The sequence below is a fragment of the Paenibacillus spongiae genome (assembly GCF_024734895.1).
Lineage (GTDB): Bacteria > Bacillota > Bacilli > Paenibacillales > Paenibacillaceae > Paenibacillus_Z > Paenibacillus_Z spongiae.
The window spans coordinates 679,690-698,423 of sequence record NZ_CP091430.1 but is presented as its reverse complement, the minus strand read 5'-3'; the positions used below and the strand labels follow the sequence as shown (position 1 = coordinate 698,423).

Genomic DNA, 18,734 nt, shown 5'->3' with positions numbered 1-18,734 from the left:
TAAGTTCAAATAAATATGCTGCAGTGTCCAGTTACTTTTGACCGTAATAGGCATTCTTCCCATGCTTCCGCAAGTAATGCCGATCGAGCAGGCTCCTATCCATCGGCTGAACGTCCGCATTAAGCTGGAACGTATGCAGAGCCATCTTGGCGACTTCTTCCAGGACGACTGCATTGTGAACCGCATGATGCGGATCCTTGCCCCAGCAGAACGGCGCATGGCTGTATACGAGCACCCCGGGAACCTGGTTCGGATCGATGCCGCGTTGTTCGAAGGTTTCAATAATGACATGGCCGGTTTCGAGCTCATAATCCCCGTTAATTTCCTCTTTCGTCATCGGACGCGTGCACGGAACCTCGCCATAATAATAGTCGGCATGAGTCGTTCCCAGTGCCGGAACGGCACGTCCCGCCTGGGCCCAGCTGGTCGCCCAAGGGGAGTGGGTATGTACGATTCCGCCGATCTCTGCAAAAGCGCGGTAAAGCGCCGCGTGCGTCGGCGTGTCCGAAGACGGGCGAAGACCGCCTTCAACTACATGGCCGTCCATATCCACAACGACCATTTGGTCCGGCCTGAGCTCCTCGTAAGGCACGCCGCTCGGCTTGATCACAATATAGCCGCTCTCCCGGTCGATACCGCTTACATTTCCCCATGTAAACGTTACCATTCCGTATCTGGGCAGGTCCATATTGGCCTCCCATACCGAGCGCTTTAGTTCCTCCAACATCCTGATCGATCCTCCCATGAAGAAATGATCTTTCTAGTGCAAGTATATATGAAGCGCTCCGGCTATGTAACGTTCAAGACAAAAGAAACGACGAATACTTTGCCGCCGCGTTGAAATTGTCCCCATATCTTATACATGCCGCTTGCCGGGAACGTCGTGGCGAATGCCGCCTCTGGTCCGGTCCCTTGATCGTCCAGCGGATGAACATGCAAATAGTGCTGTGCCTTGCTGTCCATAATGACGACATGGCCGATAGCGCCCAGATAAGGCTGCAGGTCCCGAATCGGCTGCTCCTCGCCGGCGTCCTCCTTGAACGAGAACGTCATCACCGCTTCCTCCCCGGCTTTCGGCTGATGATGAAAGGCCAGATTTACGCGAACCCCTTCCTCCGCCTGTTCGAGCTCCCGATCTGCGGCCAATGCGGGCTCCAGCGGAGCTTCGCCCTTTACCTGAACCCAGCTGCTGCTTGTCGTCGCGCCGATATCGGACGGAATATAATCGGCGGTCAGCTTATAGTCGCCCCCAGACGGGAACGTCACCCGGGTCTCGAACACGCCGCCGGCCGCCTCCACAGGATGCAGGTGCATAAATTCCGACAAGCCCCGGCTCACGACGATAAGATGCAGCTTCTTCTCATGTCCGATATCCAGCTTATCTACCAGTTTCCCTTCGCCGCTGACGATGGCGATCCGAAGAAGCGCCTCTTCGCCCGCCTTGGGCTTGCCGCCGATCCATGTCCAGACCGCTTTAACCTTCCGGGCTTCATCCGCTGCCTGACCGGAACCTGATCCGCTTGGCTCGTCAGAAGCCGGCATCGGGGCAGCACCATGATGACTGTGGCCGCCTTCGTGATGGCCGGCGGCTTCGTCTGCCGCACCGTCATTCGTGTCGTTCGAGATGGATTGAATGGAGCTGCCAACGCCGCCCATGCCGCAGCCCGAATGGCCGGTTAGGATAAGAACCGGTACGATGGCGATCAGCAGCATTCGGGTCATCGCTTTAATCCGTTTCATCGTAATGTTGAATGCCTCGCTTTCAACATATTATGGACAGCCAGGAAGATGGAACGATTGATTGAGCACAACTCGATGCACAGGCAAAATGTTCTACAATCGCCGGTTTACTTGGATCAGAGCAAGGTTGCTATCATTTTCGTCTATAGGCTTGTCGTTCGGCTCGCTTGCTTCCCGCCGGTCTGCAGCTTCTGGAGTAAATAGTGATGTACGTCCTCCGACAAATCGTCCCGCTCCAATGCCAGATCGATCGTAGCCTGGACAAAGCCAAGCTTGTCGCCCACATCATACCGGCGGCCGTCGAAGCGGTAGGCTTGAAGCGGCGAGATCAAATTCAGACGCTGCAGGCTGTCGGTCAATTGAATTTCTCCGCCCTTGCCCGGCTCCGCGCGTTCCAGTAGATCGAATATCCCCGGCTCCAGGAGGTAGCGGCCGACAACGGCCAAATTCGAAGGCGCCTCTCCCGGCGCAGGCTTCTCGATCAGGCCGCTCACGCGTCCTTGTCCTGCCCGCTCATCGAGATCGACGATGCCGTATTTATGCGTCTGGTCCCATGGCACCTCCATCACGGCGACGACCGAAGACGGTTCCGCCTCATACAGGTCGATCATCCGTCTCAGGCAAGGCGGCTCGGACAATAGAATATCGTCGCCCAGCAGAACCGCGAACGGTTCGTCCTTAATGAAGCTGCGCGCGCTGAGCACGGCGTGCCCGAGTCCGAGCGGCTCGCGTTGGCGGGTATAGCAGATATCCGCCATGTGCGATATGCTGCGGACCAGCTCCAGCATGTCTGCTTTGCCATGAGCCTCGAGCTCATATTCCAGCTCGAATGATTTGTCAAAGTGATCCTCGATTGCCCGCTTGTTCCGTCCTGTAACGATCATGATGCTTTCAATGCCGGAAGCGACCGCTTCCTCCACGATATATTGAATGGCCGGTTTATCGATCAGAGGCAGCATCTCCTTCGGCTGCGCTTTCGTCGCCGGCAGAAATCTCGTCCCGAGCCCCCCCGCTGGAATAATGGCTTTCCGTACTTTTTGTGTCACAATGAAACGTCTCCTTCCTGCGAACGATGCTGCAGTGAATGCAGGCCGTCTATCGACTGTTCAAACAGCCGAAATGGCGGTCATTCCGCACTTTCATATCTTTATTCATCATACCCCCATTTCCCTCATTCTACCATGCCCGCCAATAAAAAAGTTCATCATCCTCGCCTTTTGCCGCGCGAATTTGACATCACTTTCCTTTCATGCCACACTTGGAGCAATCTCATGCCACCAAGGAGTGAAGTCCATGCTCATCCATCGTACGCTCCGTACATCCAAACGCGATGAAATGATCGATATTACGCGCGAGATCGCCTCCATCGTCAAACAAGAACAGCTTGCCGATGGATTGGCCGTCATCTACTGCCCGCATACAACAGCCGGATTAACGATCCAAGAGAATGCCGACCCCGACGTGAAGCATGACGTCCTTATGCGGCTGGATGAGGTTTACCCCTGGGAGCATCCGAAATACCGCCACGCGGAAGGCAATACCGCCTCTCATCTCAAAGCAATGACGGCCGGAAGCTCGCAAACCGTCATCGTCTCGGGAGGCAAGCTTCTTCTGGGCAGATGGCAAGGGATCTACTTTTGTGAATTCGACGGTCCGCGAAATCGCGAGTATGCGGTGAAGCTGATGAAGGGATAAATGGCAAATATAACTTGACATCCGTCCTTATTTATAATAATTTTAATTTAGTAATAATTATTGTCCACATAGAATCGGGTCCGCGCCATTTGAGCCTGATCATTACACTAATCGAGGTTGAATCGGGCAGGCTGGGAATAATCGGCTTGAAAGTGCGCCATAATGAAAGCGGCGAGGTTGAACCGCTCGAATCGGAAGTCGTGTTCGCCTTCGGAGGCGTGCAGGGCCGGCGTTACCGGCACGTTATACCAGCTGCAGATATGCAGCCGCGCCCGCTGATAGCAATGGCTTCCCGATTCGTATACGGACAACATGTTTAAAGAAGGTATAGAAGATCATACAGAAGGAGTGGTTCAATCATGGCTACAACAGAGGCAGACAAAACAATTCAGGCGATTCTGAACAAGCAGGTATCCAACTGGAGCGTCCTCTACGTAAAGCTGCACAACTATCACTGGTACGTGAAGGGCCAGCAGTTCTTCACTTTGCACGTTAAATTCCAAGAGCTCTATGAAGAAGCGGCTCTGCACGTCGATGAGATCGCCGAGCGCCTGCTGGCGCTGGAAGGCAAACCCGAGGCGACCATGAAACGCTATTTGGAAACATCCAGCGTGAAGGAAGCCGGCGGCACGGAAACAGCCGAGCAAATGGTCGATTCCATTATCGGCGACTTCACGACCATCATCGGCGAGCTGAAGGAAGGCATGGAAACGGCACAGAAGCAGGGCGACGAGACGACTGCCGATATGCTGCTTGCCATTCATAGTTCGCTAGAGAAGCATGTCTGGATGCTCAAAGCATTCAACGGCCGCTAATATAGCGGACCGATCATAACAGGTTGTCCCTTCCGCAGTATTAGGCTGCATAAGGGACAGCCTGTTTTTCACTTATTAGGGGCGGCAGCCGAACAAGAGCGGATGATTGACAGCAGATATTTCCACTTTATACTTTTAGTAATACATCCTTATATTTAAGGTAAAGTTAATAAAAGGAAACCCATGTAAGGAGGTACTATTTGTCTATGAACTATACGAAGGAAGATCGTAAAGGAGAGCCAAAGTCCATTTCGAGCTTCTTCAGGCGATATCGGTCGATCATAATAATAGCTCTTGGCTCTGCAATAGCATTGGCTGCTTTAATATACGTGCTTATTATTTGGACGGCTCTGAGCATAGAATGAATAAGAATATCTGAAGTGTTCAATGCCATTCGAATTGAAACGAGGCAAATGGGAGATTAACCCATTCAACGAAAATTAGTATTCTTACGACAATTAACATTAAACTTGCTAAACTTTCTCTAGACATAGAAGGCAAAACGTTAAACCAGCAGCTGTATTCCAGTACGAATATCAATTCACTCCCGCAGGACAGCGAAATAAATACGCGCAGCTCATACATAGCCGTAGTTCATCGATCCATCACGCTGCCACATATACAAGAAACACTTCCCCCCCCGGCGGAGGGAAGTGTTTCTTTGATTATTGAATATTCAGTTAGCCATTTACTACGATAACGTCAAGAACTGCCCGCACACTGAGCAGCCTTACACGACGGGAGCCGGCAGCAGCGCCCGCTAGCCTCTCTTGTTCGCGGCAATGAGCTCCGCCAGCTCGTTCAGGTACGTCCAGCGTTCCATCAGATGCTCCAGCTTCGCTTCCAGCTCCTGCTGCTCGGCGAGCAGCTGCTGCAGCAGCATTGAATCGCTCACCGCCGCCTCCATGCGGAGCCCGATCTCCTGCAGTCCTTCCTCCGCCTTCTCGATATCGTCATCGATCGTTTCGAATTCCTTCTGCTCCTTGTAGGACATCTTCAGCGGACGCTGCTTCTCCTCTCTTCCGTTCGAGAAACCTCCATCCGCCGCCTGCGTGCTTGGCGCACTGACAGAAGCGCTTGCGCGGCCACCCGTATCCCCGGCCGCTGCTTCCTTATGCTCCATGTACTCGGTGAAGTTGCCGACATGCTGCGTAATGACGCCGTCGCCCTCGAAGGCGAAGATGCGCTCAGCCGTACGGTCCAGGAAATACCGGTCATGCGAAACGATGAACACAACGCCCGGGAAGTCGTCCAAGTAGTCTTCGAGTACGGTCAGCGTGGCAATATCCAGATCGTTAGTGGGCTCGTCGAGCAGCAGCACATTGGGCGCGTCCATCAGGACGCGCAGCAGCTGCACGCGGCGCTTCTCGCCCCCGGAGAGCTTCGAGATCGGCGACCACTGCTGCGCCGGCGGGAATAGAAACCGCTCCAGCATCTGGGAAGCCGATACGGTTGTTCCATCGGAGGTGGTCACCCGCTCTGCGCCTTCGCGGATGTAATCGATGACGCGCAGACTCTCATCCATCTCCTCCCTCTCCTGGGAGAATACGCCAAGCCGCACGGTCGGGCCGAGCTTGACCTCGCCCGCATCCGGCTGCAGCTGCCTTGCAATCAGCTTCAGCAGCGTCGACTTCCCCTGCCCGTTGCGGCCGACAATGCCGACGCGATCTTCCGGAACGGCAATGTAATCGAAGCCGCGGATCACGGCCTTGCCGCCGAACGACTTCGTCACCCCTTCCAGCTCGACGATCTTTCTCCCGAGCCGGGACGAAGCTACGGATACCTCCAGCTTCCCGAGGGCCTTATCCGGCGCGGATGCCTGCAGCGTCTCGAACCGTTCGATCCGCGCCTTCTGCTTCGTCGAGCGCGCTTTCGCCCCTCTGCGCATCCAAGCCAGCTCATTGCGCAGCAAATTTTTACGCTTTGCTTCGGATGCGGCCTCCCGCTCCTCCCGCTCCAGCTTCAATTCGACGAAGCGGCTGTAGTTCGCCGTGTAGAAATGGGCACGCCCCCGATCGAGCTCCAGGATCCGGTTGCTGACGCGGTCCAGAAAATACCGGTCATGCGTGATCATGAGCAGGGCGCCCTTGCGCTTCTGCAGCATCTGCTCCAGCCACGCGACCGATTCATTATCGATGTGGTTGGTCGGCTCGTCGAGCAGCAGCACATCGGACGGCTGCACTAACGCGGCCGCCATCGCAACCCGCTTGCGCTGCCCGCCGGACAGCGTTCCCAGCTTGACATCGAACTGAGCGATGCCAAGCTTGGTGAGAGCCGTCTTCGCTTCGCTCTCCAGGCTCCACGCTTCCAGCTCATCCATCCGTGTGTTCGTACGCACGAGACGCTCCTGCAGAGCCGCATCGCCCGGGCTCAGCTCCAGCGCCTGCAGCGCTTCGGCGTATTCGCGCACGGCGCGCATCTGCTCGGAATCCCCCCCGAGCACATGCTCCAGCACCGTCATCTCCGGATCGAATGCCGGATCCTGCGACAGCATCCGGACGCTCACGCCGCCGACAACGAGAATAGAGCCCGAATCAGGGGGCTCTATTCCTGCAACAACCTTCATAAACGTAGATTTTCCCGTACCGTTTATCCCAATGATGCCGATCTTGTCGCCGGATTCGATCCCGAATGAGACGTCTTCGAACAGCATTTTGTCGCCATAGCTCTTCGTTATATAATCAACCGTTAATACGTGCATCTTCTAATCCCGCCTAACGTTAGCAATTCGCAAAAAAGGCGCGTCTGCCGGGCCGGATACCATCGCATCCGGTCTACCCGCGCATTCGCGCCCCGCTCTATTAACTTTAAACGATGATTAGGCTTCAATCAAATCTTTATTCGCCGCAAGCTCCGCTTTCTCTGCGATTGCGGCCATCGTACGGACCGATTCCAGCGGATACTGGCCGGAGGCCGTCTCGCCGGAGAGCATGACCGCATCCGTTCCGTCCCATACGGCGTTGGCCACGTCGCTTGCCTCCGCGCGGGTCGGACGCGGCTGATGCTGCATCGATTCCAGCATTTGCGTCGCGGTAATGACGAATTTGCCCGCCTTATTGCAGGCTGCGATCATCCGCTTCTGCGCAATCGGAACGTCCTCGATCGGAATTTCCACGCCCAGGTCGCCGCGCGCGACCATAATGCCGTCGGAAGCTTCGATAATCGCATCAAGCTCCTCTAGTCCCTCTTGATTTTCGATTTTCGAAATGACCTGGATATGAGCGGCCCCCAAATCGGACAGAATCTGCTTCACCTCGCGCACATCCTCCGCACGGCGAACGAACGACATCGCGATGATCTCAACGCCTGTTTCCACGCCGAACTTGATGTGCAGCTTGTCCCGATCCGTAACGCCCGGCAGCGAGGTGCGGATACCCGGCAGGTTCACGCCTTTGCGCGATTTGATGACGCCTCCGTTCACAATAACGCAGACAACCTCCGTCCCTTCAACCCGCACGACCTGGAGTTCGATTAGCCCGTCGTCGATCATGATGCTCGTGCCTGCGGTTACGTCGCGGGTCATGTCATACGATACCGATATGCGTTTGTCGGTGCCAACGATCTCTTCCGTCGTCAACGTCAAGAATTCGCCGCTCTTCAGAAGATAAGACGGCTCCTCCAGGATGCCCGTGCGAATTTCCGGCCCTTTGATATCGAGCATGATTTGGACAGGCTTATTAAGCTTGCGGGAAGCTTCCCGAACGGCAGTAATCCGCCCCCGATGATCGTCCAGCCCGCCATGCGCCAAATTCAGTCTTGCTATATTCATGCCTGCTTCGATCATGTCCTCCAGCATACTTGCCGACAAACAGGCAGGCCCCATCGTACAGACAATTTGTGTCTTCATCATCTTGTCATCCGCTCCTATCGAACTTTCTCTCCTATTGAATACTATTGTATAGGAGCCGCTGTTCAATATCGATGAACTATAGTACAGTAAATATACTATAGTCTTATAATAATTGAGGGCTGCTTGATGTTCAGCATATTTCACATTCGACAGGAACGGGGATTTGTCCGGCATGACCGGCGCAGACTCGGCAGCGACAGCTACTATTTCGTCTGGGTCCGGTTCGGACAAAGCCATTACGAGCTAAGAGGCCGCACATACGTCTGCCGAAAGAACGAACTGCTGCTTATTCCCGCAGGCTGTCCCGGCTTCGAGCTGAAGGGAGACGGGGGGATTCGCGACCTGATTACGGTCCAATTCAGTCCCTCCGCGTCCGAGGCATCCGGACTGCTCCCCCTGCTCGCTGCCAAGGCTCCGCTCCACTGGGCCTCGCATATGCCCGAGCTTGTGCTCGAGAAGCTGCTCCTGCTCGAGGAGCAGTGGACCGAACGCGGACCTTATTTTTCCGTCATGTGCGCGGCGCTTCTGATGGAGGTGCTGGTTATCGTCAGCCGCGAGGTGGACGAGGGGGAGAAAGCCCCATCGGCCGTTCAGCATACGGAACGCATGAAGCGGTACATCGATGAGCATTACCGGGACAAAATAACAAAGGTGGAGCTCGGGGCCGTTACCGGAGTAAGCCCCAACTATGCCGCCGCCATATTCCGCAAGGTCACAGGCTTGACCATCAGTGAATTCGTCCATATGAAACGATTGAAGACCGCCCAGTATTTATTGCGCCACTCGCAGCTTACGGTTCACGATATATCCGAGCAGCTGGGTTACAGCGACCCGTCCTATTTTATCCGCACCTTCAAGCGGGTCGTCGGCAAGCTGCCTTCGGATCTCATCGCCGAGCGTACCGCTAGAGAGTAACGAAAGCAGCAGGCCATTGCAGCAATTACATGGATTATACTATGAAAGGATCGATAGAGATGAACGTAAATATTTTGAATGCTGAATTGAACTATTCCAAGGAAGAGGGTTATACCGGCCATGTCCACTTTGAAGTGGACGGACATAAGTCCGGTTACGAGCTGACGCTGATGAGCAAGAACGCCGAGGATTGGATGTACAGCTTAAACTTTCTGAACGGCCCCGGCAAGGAGATCCAGATCAATCAGGTCGAAGAGCAGCTGGAAGAAAACGACGACTTGTTCGATACGTTAATCGATGCCGCACTCGACGCACTGGATTCCCCCTCTAATTAGAATCATACCGACCAGGAGAGGCTGAGCCGCAATCATGCGCAACGAAACCGTTCCAAATACCTACGCGTTATATACGATGTGCCTGGTCACCGACGGCAGCCGCGTGCTGCTGATCAACCGGCCCGACAGCCGCGGATTTCCCGGATATATCGGTCCGGGCGGCAAGGTCGATTTTCCCGAAAGCCTGACCGATGGCGCCGTCCGCGAAGTGCTGGAGGAGACCGGGCTTCGGGTTAGCGGCCTGGTCTACAAGGGGCTGGATGAGTATGTCGTCCCCAGCACAGGCTTTCGTTATATGGTCTTTAACTATACCGCTACCGTCTTCGAGGGCGAGCTGCTGCATCAACCGCCGGAAGGAGAGCTCGAATGGGTGCCGATTTCCGAAGCCCTTGAGCTGCCAATGCAGCCCTGGTTCAAGCGCCGGTTCCCTTATTTCTTCGAGAAAGGAACGTTCGAGATTCATGTGGAATGGGACGAGGACAACAATCGGCCGATACGCGAAACCGTGAAGACAATATAATCCCTTCCCCTCAGTCCCGCAGCATGAATAACCCCGTTTCACCTACTAGGTAGATGAAACGGGGTTATCGTCATGGTATGGGCTAGCCGACCGATTCCGGACGGGAAACATCAAATTCGACTTTATCTCCCTGGCCAGAGACGACCGGAACGGATATCATGCGCATCACATCCATCGGTTTGAGCAAATCATGCATATCGAACGGATCCTCGAAGGTTCCCTTCAGCCATTGCTCGACATGCTCCTCCTCCAGAATAGCGGGCATCTGGCGGCTATACGGCGAAACCAATCCGTTCGCCTGCGTTGTCAGCATTGTGAGCGTGAGCGTCTCTTTACCGCCCGTCGGCGCACGGAAGATGTCATACAAGCCGGCGATCGCGAACGACCCGCTGCGCATCGTCAGCTTCGCGCGCTCCGTCACTTTGCCTTCGGTCTTGCTTACATAGAAACCCGTGCACGGAATCACACAGCGCTGCCTTTTCAAGATCCGGTCGAAGATCGGCTTCCACAGCATCGTCCGGCTTTCCATCAAGACAGAATCTTTCGCCCAGAAGGGCATGAGCCCCCACCTAAATTCACTCATCAATCGGCCATCGTACGGATGCTCGAACACAGCGCTTACCGATTCCGTCGGATTGATCTCTCGGGAATGGGAAGCATGAAACAGCACTTTCTCGATTTGGTAACGTTCCGTCAGCTCCGATACATCAGCCGAGTTCGTAATGGATTGGCACATGGGACCACCTCGTTCTTGTTTCGGCTAGTATTTGCCAGAACAAGGCAATCCATGCATAAGAAGCTGCAGCACAGGTCAAATCGATCCAGCTACCGCGGCACTCGCCCGCTTCCTCCGCGCGTCACGTTAATCGAAGCTTCCGGGTCGGCCTCCATGGCCGCCTCGCGGATGGCCGTCTCCTCCAGCCGGGAAACCTCCAGATACAAGGTTGCCTCTCTTCCCTGCCGTGCCGGCAAATGAACGGCCACCCTGCCCGTCGCCGCCGCGATCGCATCCGCTACCTCCCCAAGCCGTCCGCTCTCGATGCGGATAACCCGTTCGAGCGCCGAGCTGCCGTAGAGAAACCGGTTCGCAGCGATGATCACAACCGCTGTAGCCACGGCGGAGTGCAGCAGCTGCTCGTATCCGAAGAGCGACCAAGCCGCGAACAGCACGGCAAGATTCGCGGCGATCGACAGGAGAAGCGCATAACGGCGGCCCAGCCAAGCCGTTCCCATGCGCTCGGCGGCATCCAGAAACCCGCCGCAGCGGACAACCAGGCCGATGCCTATGCCAAGAACCGCGCCCCCCAGGACAGCTGCCGGCATCAAATTCTCGGTCAGCCCGGGCACGGGATGCAGCAGCACGGAAGCGACGCCGAAGACGAGCAGCCCGTAGAAGCCGATAAGCAGCCGTTTCTTCTGAAGCTTGCGTGAGCCGATATACAGAAACGGTACGTTCAATAGTAAGAGCAATATTCCAAGACGAATCTCCAGGCCGTATGCCAGCACCATGGAGACGCCTGTCATCCCGCTTACGACGAGCTGATTCGGAGCGAGGAATAACTCAATGCTGACGGAGGCGAGCAGCGCGCCCGCCACAACAAACAGTAAATCGACAGACGGCTTCTTGCGGAAGCCTTCTCTTGCCTGGTCTATCCGTTCAGGATACGTGACGTACGATTTCCTCACGTTCGATCCCTCCCTTTCGATACAGGTATTTACGGTTCTTGTGGTGCCGCTTGCTTGCGCTTATTGTAGCTTCGGGTAAATTTAAACACGCGGTCAAGCGGCCCGAAGATCGCTTTCGATTCTTTGGTCAGCAGCGGACCCAGCACAGCCAGTATCAGTACGTACAGCGCGGCGAACGGCTGAATGATCGGAAGCAGCCCGCCAGCCTTGGCCAAATTCGCCATAATGATCGAGAACTCGCCTCTGGCGACAATCGTTAATCCGATATTGGCCGAAGCCTTCGGTGAAAGCCCTGCGACCCGGCCGGCCCACATCCCGGCCACGAAATTGCCGAATAAGGTCACGACAACCGCCCCCAGCGACATCCAGACCGCACCGCCTAGCGAAAGCGGATCAATCGTCAAGCCGAAGCTGAAGAAGAAGATGGCGCCGAAGAAATCGCGAAACGGCAGGATGATATGCTCGATCCGCTTCATATGCTCGGTCTCGGCCAGCACCAGGCCGACGAGCAGCGCTCCGATCGCCTCTGCGACGTGAATCGTTTCCGAGAAGCCTGCCACGATGAACAGCCCTGCAAAGACAACCAGCATGAACAGCTCATTGGAACGGATTCGCAGCAGCCGGTTCAGCAGCGGTACGCATTTGCGTCCTACGACAAGAATGAATAGCATGAAGCCAAGAGCGATCGCCGCCGACAGCGCTACGCCGCCAAACGAGGACGAGCCGCTTAACACAAGGCCGGATACGATCGAGATATAGACCGCCAGAAAGACATCCTCGAACATGATGATCCCCAGAATCATCTCCGTCTCGCTGTTGGCGGTTCGCTTCAAATCAACGAGAACCTTCGCAACGATCGCACTGGAGGAGATCGTCGTGATTCCCGCAACGATGAGAATTTCCTGGATCGGCAGCTGCATGGCCCAACCGAACAGAAAGCCCAGCGTGAAGTTAATCAGAATGTAGATCGTTCCCCCGACGGCAATGGATCGGCCGGACTTGATGAGCCTGCCGACCGAAAATTCCAGTCCGAGATAGAACAGGAGAAACAGAACGCCGATCCGGCCCATGAATTCAATGAGCGGCGCACTTTCAATGAACCTCAAATCGATGTGCCACCATTGAATGGCATGCGGCCCGACGGCCATGCCTACTAGAATATAGAACGGGATGACGGAGAATCGCAGTTTGGCCGAGATTAATCCAGCCAAAGCGATCAAGCCAATTGCCACCCCGACTTCGAATACGGTGTGGTCCATGGCGGTTATTCACATCCATTCATTAAGATTTGTTTGAACAGCTTGTGCTGCCCCCGCTCGCCGGCTACGATCAGCGTCGATTCCGGCGTAAGCATGACTTCCGGCCCCGGATTAATAATCTTGGCCTGCTTCGGCCCGACCAAGGCGATGATCGTCACGCCCGTGCGCTGGCGAACATCCATCTCGCCGATGGACTTCCCCGCACACTTGTAGGCGGATTCGACCCGGTACCATTCGATGACCAGATCGTCAAGCGCGATCTCCATCGATTCCAACGCTTTGGGCGTATACGTCATCCCGCCGATGACAGCCGCGACGAATCTCGCTTCGTCGTCATCCAGGGTTATCATGGAGATGCTTTCTTCCGGATCTTCATAAAGATAGTGGTAGCATTCGCGCCTTCCATCGTCATGAACGACAATGACCAGCTTGTCGCCTCCGCGGGTGATCAGCTGAAATTTCTTCCCGATTCCGGGCAATTCACTTTCTCGAATATTCATATCCATAACCCTCCTGCAAATATTTTTCCCTTTTTGAACATTCTTGATCCTTCATTTTCGCATCATGACCGATTCGTTTATTCTTCGGCCGAACGTTGGTTTTTGGCAGCAGCAAAGAGACTCCCTGTCCTCGATTTTTTTCGAAGGGGAAATAAGCCGTCATGGCCTGTATCAATCAGATCTGTCTTGCCTTCTCGTTTAATAGTTGAAGCGCAATTCAAATAAACCGGAGTAAATGGCTGTCCAGCACGAAATAAACACGAAAACACGTCACATGGTTATCGGGCAAGCAAGAATGAGGATGACACAAAAAGGGAGGTGTACTTAACAGGGGCTAATTTCAATCGCCTTAATCGTCGCGCAATAGTGGGCCGGTAACATGCACGGGGGACATACGTGACTCCAGAGAATCTGTATGCTGCAAGCACAAGAAAGGAGAACACGGCAGCCATGGCTGTCAGCTTCATCTTGGCCGTGATTACGGAGCCTGTACGTACGTGAGGCTTGACGATGCTCTCGACGGTAGGCGACACGATCGTGCGGGTTGCCTCGTTGATAATCGTCTCCGGGATTGGAGTAGGCGTGGCGAAAAGCATGAAGAGAGCAATGAGAACCGATGAAATAAAGCGTATGGACGAGTAGACTTGAGATTTCATTGGAACTCACCGCCTTTTTCAATGATTTCAATGAAATTATACCACAAATAGGCTTTAATCACAAACCGTATCCATTGACAATCCTCACCATCCTCTGAAATTTGGGAGAGGAGGATTCGCGCCCAATTGGACGGCGGAGGCCGTTATGGCATACACTAGTGGACAAACCCTTACGCAAAGGAGACAAGACAGCATGAATATCCGCACAGCAATACCGGAAGACGCGCATGCGGCCGTACCGCTGCTCTTCGAGGCCATCGGCGACATTACATATATTCTTATGGGCACGAACGATGCAGACCAGGCGCTCGACGCGATGACCGCCTTCTTCAGCCAGCCTGCGAACCGTCTTAGCTATGAGAATTGTACCGTAGTCGAAATCGGCGGACGGATTGCCGGCGCGATGCTCGCTTACCATGGGAGTCGGCTTGACGAGCTGGACCGGCCGCTACTGGAACGCATCGCTTCTTTAACCGGAGACCGGAACCTCACGTTCCCAAGGGAAGCGATGGAGAATGAATATTACTTGGATTCCATAGCCGTCGATCAAGATTTTCGCGGACAGGGGCTGGGCAAGCAGCTGATGAAGGCATTCGAAGCCGAAGGGGCAAAACAGGGGTATGCGCGATTGTCGCTCATCGTCGAGCTGGGCAACGAAAATGCCAAAGGGCTCTATTCCAAGCAAGGCTACCGGGCCGACGGGCATCAGCTTGAAATTGCCGGACATCTGTACGAGCATATGGTCAAACAGCTTGACTAAAGGAAGAGGCCGTAATCGATTTTATTAGCCCTATTTAAGAAGGGAACCAGAATAAAGCCTCCAAATCCACTTTAACAGTGATTTTGGAGGCTTTTGCAGTTGAGACCGTCTTACTCGGCGCGATCCTTGCGGAGTATCCTTAACGGCATATGTGCGGCTTCCGCCGGCGTCTTTCGCTTATGGCTTGATCGCTGCTTTATCGGCCGCGCTCCACTCTGCCCAGCGCTGCTCGTCTGCCGTCAGGAATCCCGAATTCGCCCTTGCTTCCAGATGTTCGTCCACGCCGAACAGCCGCATCGTCCGATGGTCGTTCCGCTTCCTTGCAGCTTGGATGATGGCCTGAACGTTAGGTCCGCTGTGATTATCGGTATGCTTCAGCCATGTCCTGTTATAATACACGCTGAAGAAATACCGGATATTCCCGGAGGTATTCGGCGTACCGGAATGAATCAATCCGTTATGGGTCACGACCACGTCACCGGCTTTCATATTCAGCACCAGCTCGTCGGGATGCGGGATGGACTGCTCCTCTTTGGCCAGCCCGCAAGGTTTGCGGTGCGATCCTGGAATAACGCGCAGCGGGCCGTATTCATCCGTCAAATCCTGCAGGTAGCTAATGGCGTTAATCGACAAGGGATGCGTGTAGTCTTCCCCGGGCATATTCGCCCACCGGTCGCGATGCCAGCCCGAGACCCGGCTGCCCGCCTCTGCCTTCGTGATGGAGCCGAAGCCCGCCAAGGTCAAATTATCCAATTGGACGAACGGTCCCATAACCAGCTCGGCAAAATCGAGGATGAGCGGATTCGCGACGGCCGGCAGCATCAGCTTGGGCGCCAGCTCGCAGGTGCTGCTGTACCACCATTCATTCTGAGAGGTTGCGGCGCGATCCTCCTTCAACTGGTGGAATTTCTCCTTCCATGCCGCTATCGTATCCTCATCATAGACTCGCTCGAATACAGTGTACCCCTGCTCCTTAAACTCCTCCAGATGCTTGGCCAAATCCACCGTTTTTGCTTCATACATATCCCATTCCTCCTCTAATCCTATGGTTTGTCGCAGAGCACCGGGAACCATTGGTCATTACACGGGGATATCCAGTACCCGCTGCGCTTGAAAAATTGAACGTCGTTCTCGGATGGATTCCAGTGCGGTTCGTTCAAAGGCATCTACACCTTGGCATTCATTCCTGATAGCGCTGTCACGTTCATGTTCAGCGAACCGTCCGGAACCCGTATTTGAAGTTCCACGGCTTCACGAACACGGCGTCCGCCGGCATGTAAATCGTAACCAGACCGCGTCTTCCTTGATCGCCGAGATTAGGAAAGCTCCGATGAACGGTTAACGAGTGGTGAAACATCGCCGACCCGGCTTTGATTTCTACCGCAACCTCGCGGCCGGCATCGACATCCTCCTCCAGCAAGCCGTACCTCTGGTTGCCCTCGAACTCCCGATGCGGCAGAAGCTGATGATGCGTGCCGGGGAGCATGCGGACACAGCCGTTCTCTACCGTAGCATCGTCCAGCGCGACCCAGCAGCTGATCATGCGGTAAGGTTCAACCTGGGTCCAATAAGCATGATCCTGGTGAAAGGGCACTTCGCTGCCATGATGCGCAGGCTTCACGAACATCTGGTCTGTATACAGCTTGATACGCTCTCCGAGCAGCGACTCCACAACATCCAGAATTTCCGGTCTTACGGCATGGTTCCAGAAGTAAGGATGCGAATGGCACAGATGAAACGCAACCCTGATCCGGTCCCTCCTTGGAACAGCGGCGCTTCCGGTCACAGCCGGCTCGTACTGCAATTCGAAATCCTCCAGATCTTGACTCGGGTCCGGCTTGATGGTGCCGTCCAGAACGGCATCCACCATCCGTTTGAGCTCTTCCAGCTGCAATGGCGTAAGCAGCCCAGGAACGACCAGGTAACCGTTCTCATTAAATTGCTTCACTTGTTCCGCAGAAAGCTTCATTGCCGGATTCCCTCCCGCTCATCCCCATTCGAGAAACAATTTTAACCGCGTTAATCCACAACACCAAGCGATTACCCATCCTGCGATGATGTGATAAATCTGAATACAGTTAGCATAGTTAAATACGGAAGAGTGCCTGGATTCGAAAAATCAAAATACGAAAATCAAGCTAAATACGAAGAACCAATCTGGATGCGAAAACCAATTGAATTGCGTAAACCAATCAAACTTATTCGTCAATTTCCAATTTTCACTATCATTCTAGAATGATTGCCAGCCCTATGCAAGAAGTCTTTTCACCGAATTTATAATGCAATCATGCAATGCCCGCCATATATCCGGACAACCCGGGAATTCCAATGCGGAGGCAGTTCGACTGGCAACACATATTACGATGACCGTCATACGCTTTCCCCTTTTACCTTATGCTGTTCCCGCATAAAAAAGGCCGGGGTTCTCTCCCCGGCATTCAGCAGCTCGATATGATTAACACGTTAAAATGATGGGCTCTCCATCCGTTATCGCAATGGTATGCTCGTATTGAGCCGACCGCATTCCGTCGAAGGTCCGGGCGGTCCATCCGTCTTCGTCGATATTAATATAGGGCATCCCCATCGCCAGAATCGGTTCGATCGTAATGACCATCCCCCGCCGGAGCCGCTTCCCGGTACCGGGCTTCCCGCAATGCTTCACCTGCGGCGCTTCATGCATGCTGCGGCCTATGCCGTGCCCGACGAAGCTATCGACGATCATGAAGCCTTCCCGCTCCGCCGCCTGCTGCACCGCATGGCCGATATCCCCGAGCCTGCGGCCCGGGACGGCTTGGGCGATGCCCGCAAACAGCGCTTGCTTCGTCGCCTTGGCCAGCTTCAATACCTCCGGGGCGGTATTCCCCAGCGTATAGGTCCATGCCGAATCGGCCATCCAGCCATCCAGCTCGGCGACCATATCGATCGTCACGATATCGCCATCCTGCAGCGGCTTATCGGTCGGAAAGCCGTGGCAGACGACTTCGTTCACCGATGCGCAGGTCGCATACGGATAGCCCTTATAACCTTTTTGGGCTGGTCTGGCTCCATGAAGCTTCATATAATCCTCCACGAACCGATCGATCTCGGCTGTCGTCAATCCCGGCTTTATCCGGCGCGCGATCTCCTCATGGCATGCAGCTACGATTCGTCCCGCTCTGCGAATGCATTGAATTTGATCATCGGTCTTCAGTTCGATCATACGCTGTGTCCCTCCTGCTCACCAGGTGTCTAAATGCGGTCACGGTGCAAGGAAACAAAAAAGCCTTGTCCTGATGACCAGGCAAGGCAGAGTATTGATTATTCAACTGACGGATGAGCGAAGCTTGCCCATCTCATGCTCGACTAACATCGTAAGTTCCTCTTCATACCCACCCATGATCCGATATTTACGGATATAATCGCGGACGAACTTTTTCGAGTCCTTGGGTTGAAAAATTCTCGTGAGTTCCTTTAGGCTTTCTTTGACTTCATTATGGCTTCTTTTCGCCATGAAATCCCCTCCCTATCAACGGTTGGTGGTCCTAATAATTCATGCGCGAGAACGCGGCCGGATTCGTTTCCGTTCGCTGGATACCCATCTGCGTCGAACAAACTAGAGATCAAACAGGCGACTGGCTTCAACATCAACCAAAAAAAAGGAGAGTATTTTCATTTGTCATTCAATTATAACATTTCTGAACAAGAGATAAAAGCGAACACAATGTTCATTTTCCTTTAAGCTCAATGTTTGTCGTTATTTGGCGGTTCATTTTGATCCTTCATAGGCATCTCATCGTGCGGGAATACTGCGAGAGGCGGCGTATTGCTCTCAGGCTTACGGGACGCGGACCAGGCACTGTTCTTGTAGACGCGCAAATAAGCGATCACGCAGCCTATAGATACCAATATGCCAAATATGATCACAATCGTCGTAATCCACGGACTTACCATAGTCGTGCCCCCTTTGCCCAGCCTAATTCCATTCATAGGCTAAGTATAGGGGAAATAGATAACGCTTTCAATC

The 18,734-nt window shown here is 54.2% G+C and carries 21 protein-coding genes and 1 pseudogene; 7 read left to right on the top strand and 15 right to left on the bottom strand.

Translation table 11 applies throughout. The features are described 5' to 3' along the window. Positions 1-31 precede the first annotated feature (31 nt). The 3 genes from araD to galU all read right to left on the bottom strand — a co-directional run bounded on the left by araD (position 32) and on the right by galU (position 2,789). Positions 32-727 (bottom strand): L-ribulose-5-phosphate 4-epimerase, encoded by a 696-nt coding sequence (gene araD / locus L1F29_RS03125; RefSeq protein WP_309252375.1) that lies wholly within the window; start codon positions 725-727, stop codon positions 32-34. 62 nt (positions 728-789) lie between these two features. Next, positions 790-1,740 carry a DUF8832 domain-containing protein gene (locus L1F29_RS03120; RefSeq protein ID WP_258386943.1) on the bottom strand — a complete coding sequence of 317 codons (951 nt, stop codon included), beginning with the start codon at positions 1,738-1,740 and terminating at the stop codon, positions 790-792. A 143-nt stretch (positions 1,741-1,883) separates the two neighbouring features. Then, positions 1,884-2,789, bottom strand: coding sequence for a UTP--glucose-1-phosphate uridylyltransferase GalU (gene galU, locus L1F29_RS03115; protein ID WP_309252405.1), 906 nt, complete (start codon positions 2,787-2,789; stop codon positions 1,884-1,886). 244 nt (positions 2,790-3,033) lie between these two features. Here galU and L1F29_RS03110 point away from each other — a divergent pair, with 244 nt between their 5' ends. From L1F29_RS03110 to L1F29_RS03100, 3 genes are all read left to right on the top strand, one after another. Then, the gene (locus L1F29_RS03110; protein WP_258386941.1) at positions 3,034-3,435 is read left to right on the top strand and encodes a secondary thiamine-phosphate synthase enzyme YjbQ; all 402 of its coding nucleotides are present in this window, start codon (positions 3,034-3,036) and stop codon (positions 3,433-3,435) included. Positions 3,436-3,524: 89 nt separating this feature from the next. After that, positions 3,525-3,755 (top strand): hypothetical protein, encoded by a 231-nt coding sequence (locus L1F29_RS03105; RefSeq protein WP_258386940.1) that lies wholly within the window; start codon positions 3,525-3,527, stop codon positions 3,753-3,755. Positions 3,756-3,794: 39 nt separating this feature from the next. After that, entirely contained in the window at positions 3,795-4,250 is a 456-nt protein-coding gene (locus tag L1F29_RS03100; RefSeq protein WP_258386939.1) for a Dps family protein, read from the top strand. 760 nt (positions 4,251-5,010) lie between these two features. Here the strand turns inward: L1F29_RS03100 and L1F29_RS03095 are convergent. Both L1F29_RS03095 and pyk read right to left on the bottom strand, forming a co-directional pair. Beyond that, on the bottom strand, positions 5,011-6,951 hold the full coding sequence (locus tag L1F29_RS03095) for an ABC-F family ATP-binding cassette domain-containing protein (RefSeq protein ID WP_258386938.1): 1,941 nt from the start codon (positions 6,949-6,951) through the stop codon (positions 5,011-5,013). Positions 6,952-7,101: 150 nt separating this feature from the next. Further along, positions 7,102-8,100 (bottom strand): annotated as a pseudogene (pyk, locus tag L1F29_RS03090) (pyruvate kinase); the annotation flags it as partial. 126 nt (positions 8,101-8,226) lie between these two features. Here pyk and L1F29_RS03085 point away from each other — a divergent pair. From L1F29_RS03085 to L1F29_RS03075, 3 genes are read left to right on the top strand one after another with little or no spacing between them, the layout of a single operon-like run. Next, the gene (locus L1F29_RS03085; RefSeq protein ID WP_258386937.1) at positions 8,227-9,015 is read left to right on the top strand and encodes a helix-turn-helix transcriptional regulator; all 789 of its coding nucleotides are present in this window, start codon (positions 8,227-8,229) and stop codon (positions 9,013-9,015) included. A 59-nt stretch (positions 9,016-9,074) separates the two neighbouring features. Further along, a complete protein-coding gene (locus L1F29_RS03080; RefSeq protein WP_258386936.1) occupies positions 9,075-9,350 on the top strand; it encodes a hypothetical protein in 276 nt (91 codons plus the stop codon). Between the two features lie 34 nt (positions 9,351-9,384). Further along, positions 9,385-9,870, top strand: coding sequence for an 8-oxo-dGTP diphosphatase (locus L1F29_RS03075; protein WP_258386935.1), 486 nt, complete (start codon positions 9,385-9,387; stop codon positions 9,868-9,870). Positions 9,871-9,952: 82 nt separating this feature from the next. On the opposite strand, the gene L1F29_RS03070 is transcribed toward L1F29_RS03075, so the two are convergent. From L1F29_RS03070 to L1F29_RS03050, 5 genes are all read right to left on the bottom strand, one after another. Beyond that, complete coding sequence (locus L1F29_RS03070) at positions 9,953-10,606, bottom strand: SOS response-associated peptidase family protein (RefSeq protein ID WP_258386934.1); 654 nt, start codon at positions 10,604-10,606, stop codon at positions 9,953-9,955. Between the two features lie 89 nt (positions 10,607-10,695). After that, on the bottom strand, positions 10,696-11,556 hold the full coding sequence (locus L1F29_RS03065; RefSeq protein WP_258386933.1) for a YitT family protein: 861 nt from the start codon (positions 11,554-11,556) through the stop codon (positions 10,696-10,698). A gap of 29 nt (positions 11,557-11,585) precedes the next feature. Then, on the bottom strand, positions 11,586-12,815 hold the full coding sequence (locus tag L1F29_RS03060) for a cation:proton antiporter (RefSeq protein ID WP_258386932.1): 1,230 nt from the start codon (positions 12,813-12,815) through the stop codon (positions 11,586-11,588). A 5-nt stretch (positions 12,816-12,820) separates the two neighbouring features. Beyond that, positions 12,821-13,315, bottom strand: a complete 495-nt coding sequence (locus tag L1F29_RS03055) for a cation:proton antiporter regulatory subunit (RefSeq protein WP_258386931.1) — start codon at positions 13,313-13,315, stop codon at positions 12,821-12,823. A 278-nt stretch (positions 13,316-13,593) separates the two neighbouring features. Next, positions 13,594-13,971: a hypothetical protein gene (locus tag L1F29_RS03050; protein ID WP_258386930.1), complete on the bottom strand. Its 378-nt coding sequence runs from the start codon at positions 13,969-13,971 to the stop codon at positions 13,594-13,596. Between the two features lie 193 nt (positions 13,972-14,164). Here L1F29_RS03050 and L1F29_RS03045 point away from each other — a divergent pair, with 193 nt between their 5' ends. Further along, entirely contained in the window at positions 14,165-14,731 is a 567-nt protein-coding gene (locus tag L1F29_RS03045) for a GNAT family N-acetyltransferase (RefSeq protein WP_258386929.1), read from the top strand. 177 nt (positions 14,732-14,908) lie between these two features. On the opposite strand, the gene L1F29_RS03040 is transcribed toward L1F29_RS03045, so the two are convergent. From L1F29_RS03040 to L1F29_RS03020, 5 genes are all read right to left on the bottom strand, one after another. Then, on the bottom strand, positions 14,909-15,754 hold the full coding sequence (locus L1F29_RS03040; protein WP_258386928.1) for a phytanoyl-CoA dioxygenase family protein: 846 nt from the start codon (positions 15,752-15,754) through the stop codon (positions 14,909-14,911). A gap of 187 nt (positions 15,755-15,941) precedes the next feature. After that, on the bottom strand, positions 15,942-16,700 hold the full coding sequence (locus L1F29_RS03035) for a phytanoyl-CoA dioxygenase family protein (protein ID WP_258386927.1): 759 nt from the start codon (positions 16,698-16,700) through the stop codon (positions 15,942-15,944). Positions 16,701-17,186: 486 nt separating this feature from the next. Then, the gene (gene map, locus L1F29_RS03030; RefSeq protein WP_258386926.1) at positions 17,187-17,930 is read right to left on the bottom strand and encodes a type I methionyl aminopeptidase; all 744 of its coding nucleotides are present in this window, start codon (positions 17,928-17,930) and stop codon (positions 17,187-17,189) included. A gap of 102 nt (positions 17,931-18,032) precedes the next feature. After that, on the bottom strand, positions 18,033-18,221 hold the full coding sequence (locus L1F29_RS03025; RefSeq protein ID WP_258386925.1) for a hypothetical protein: 189 nt from the start codon (positions 18,219-18,221) through the stop codon (positions 18,033-18,035). Positions 18,222-18,451: 230 nt separating this feature from the next. Continuing rightward, positions 18,452-18,661: a hypothetical protein gene (locus tag L1F29_RS03020; RefSeq protein ID WP_258386924.1), complete on the bottom strand. Its 210-nt coding sequence runs from the start codon at positions 18,659-18,661 to the stop codon at positions 18,452-18,454. Positions 18,662-18,734 lie beyond the last annotated feature (73 nt).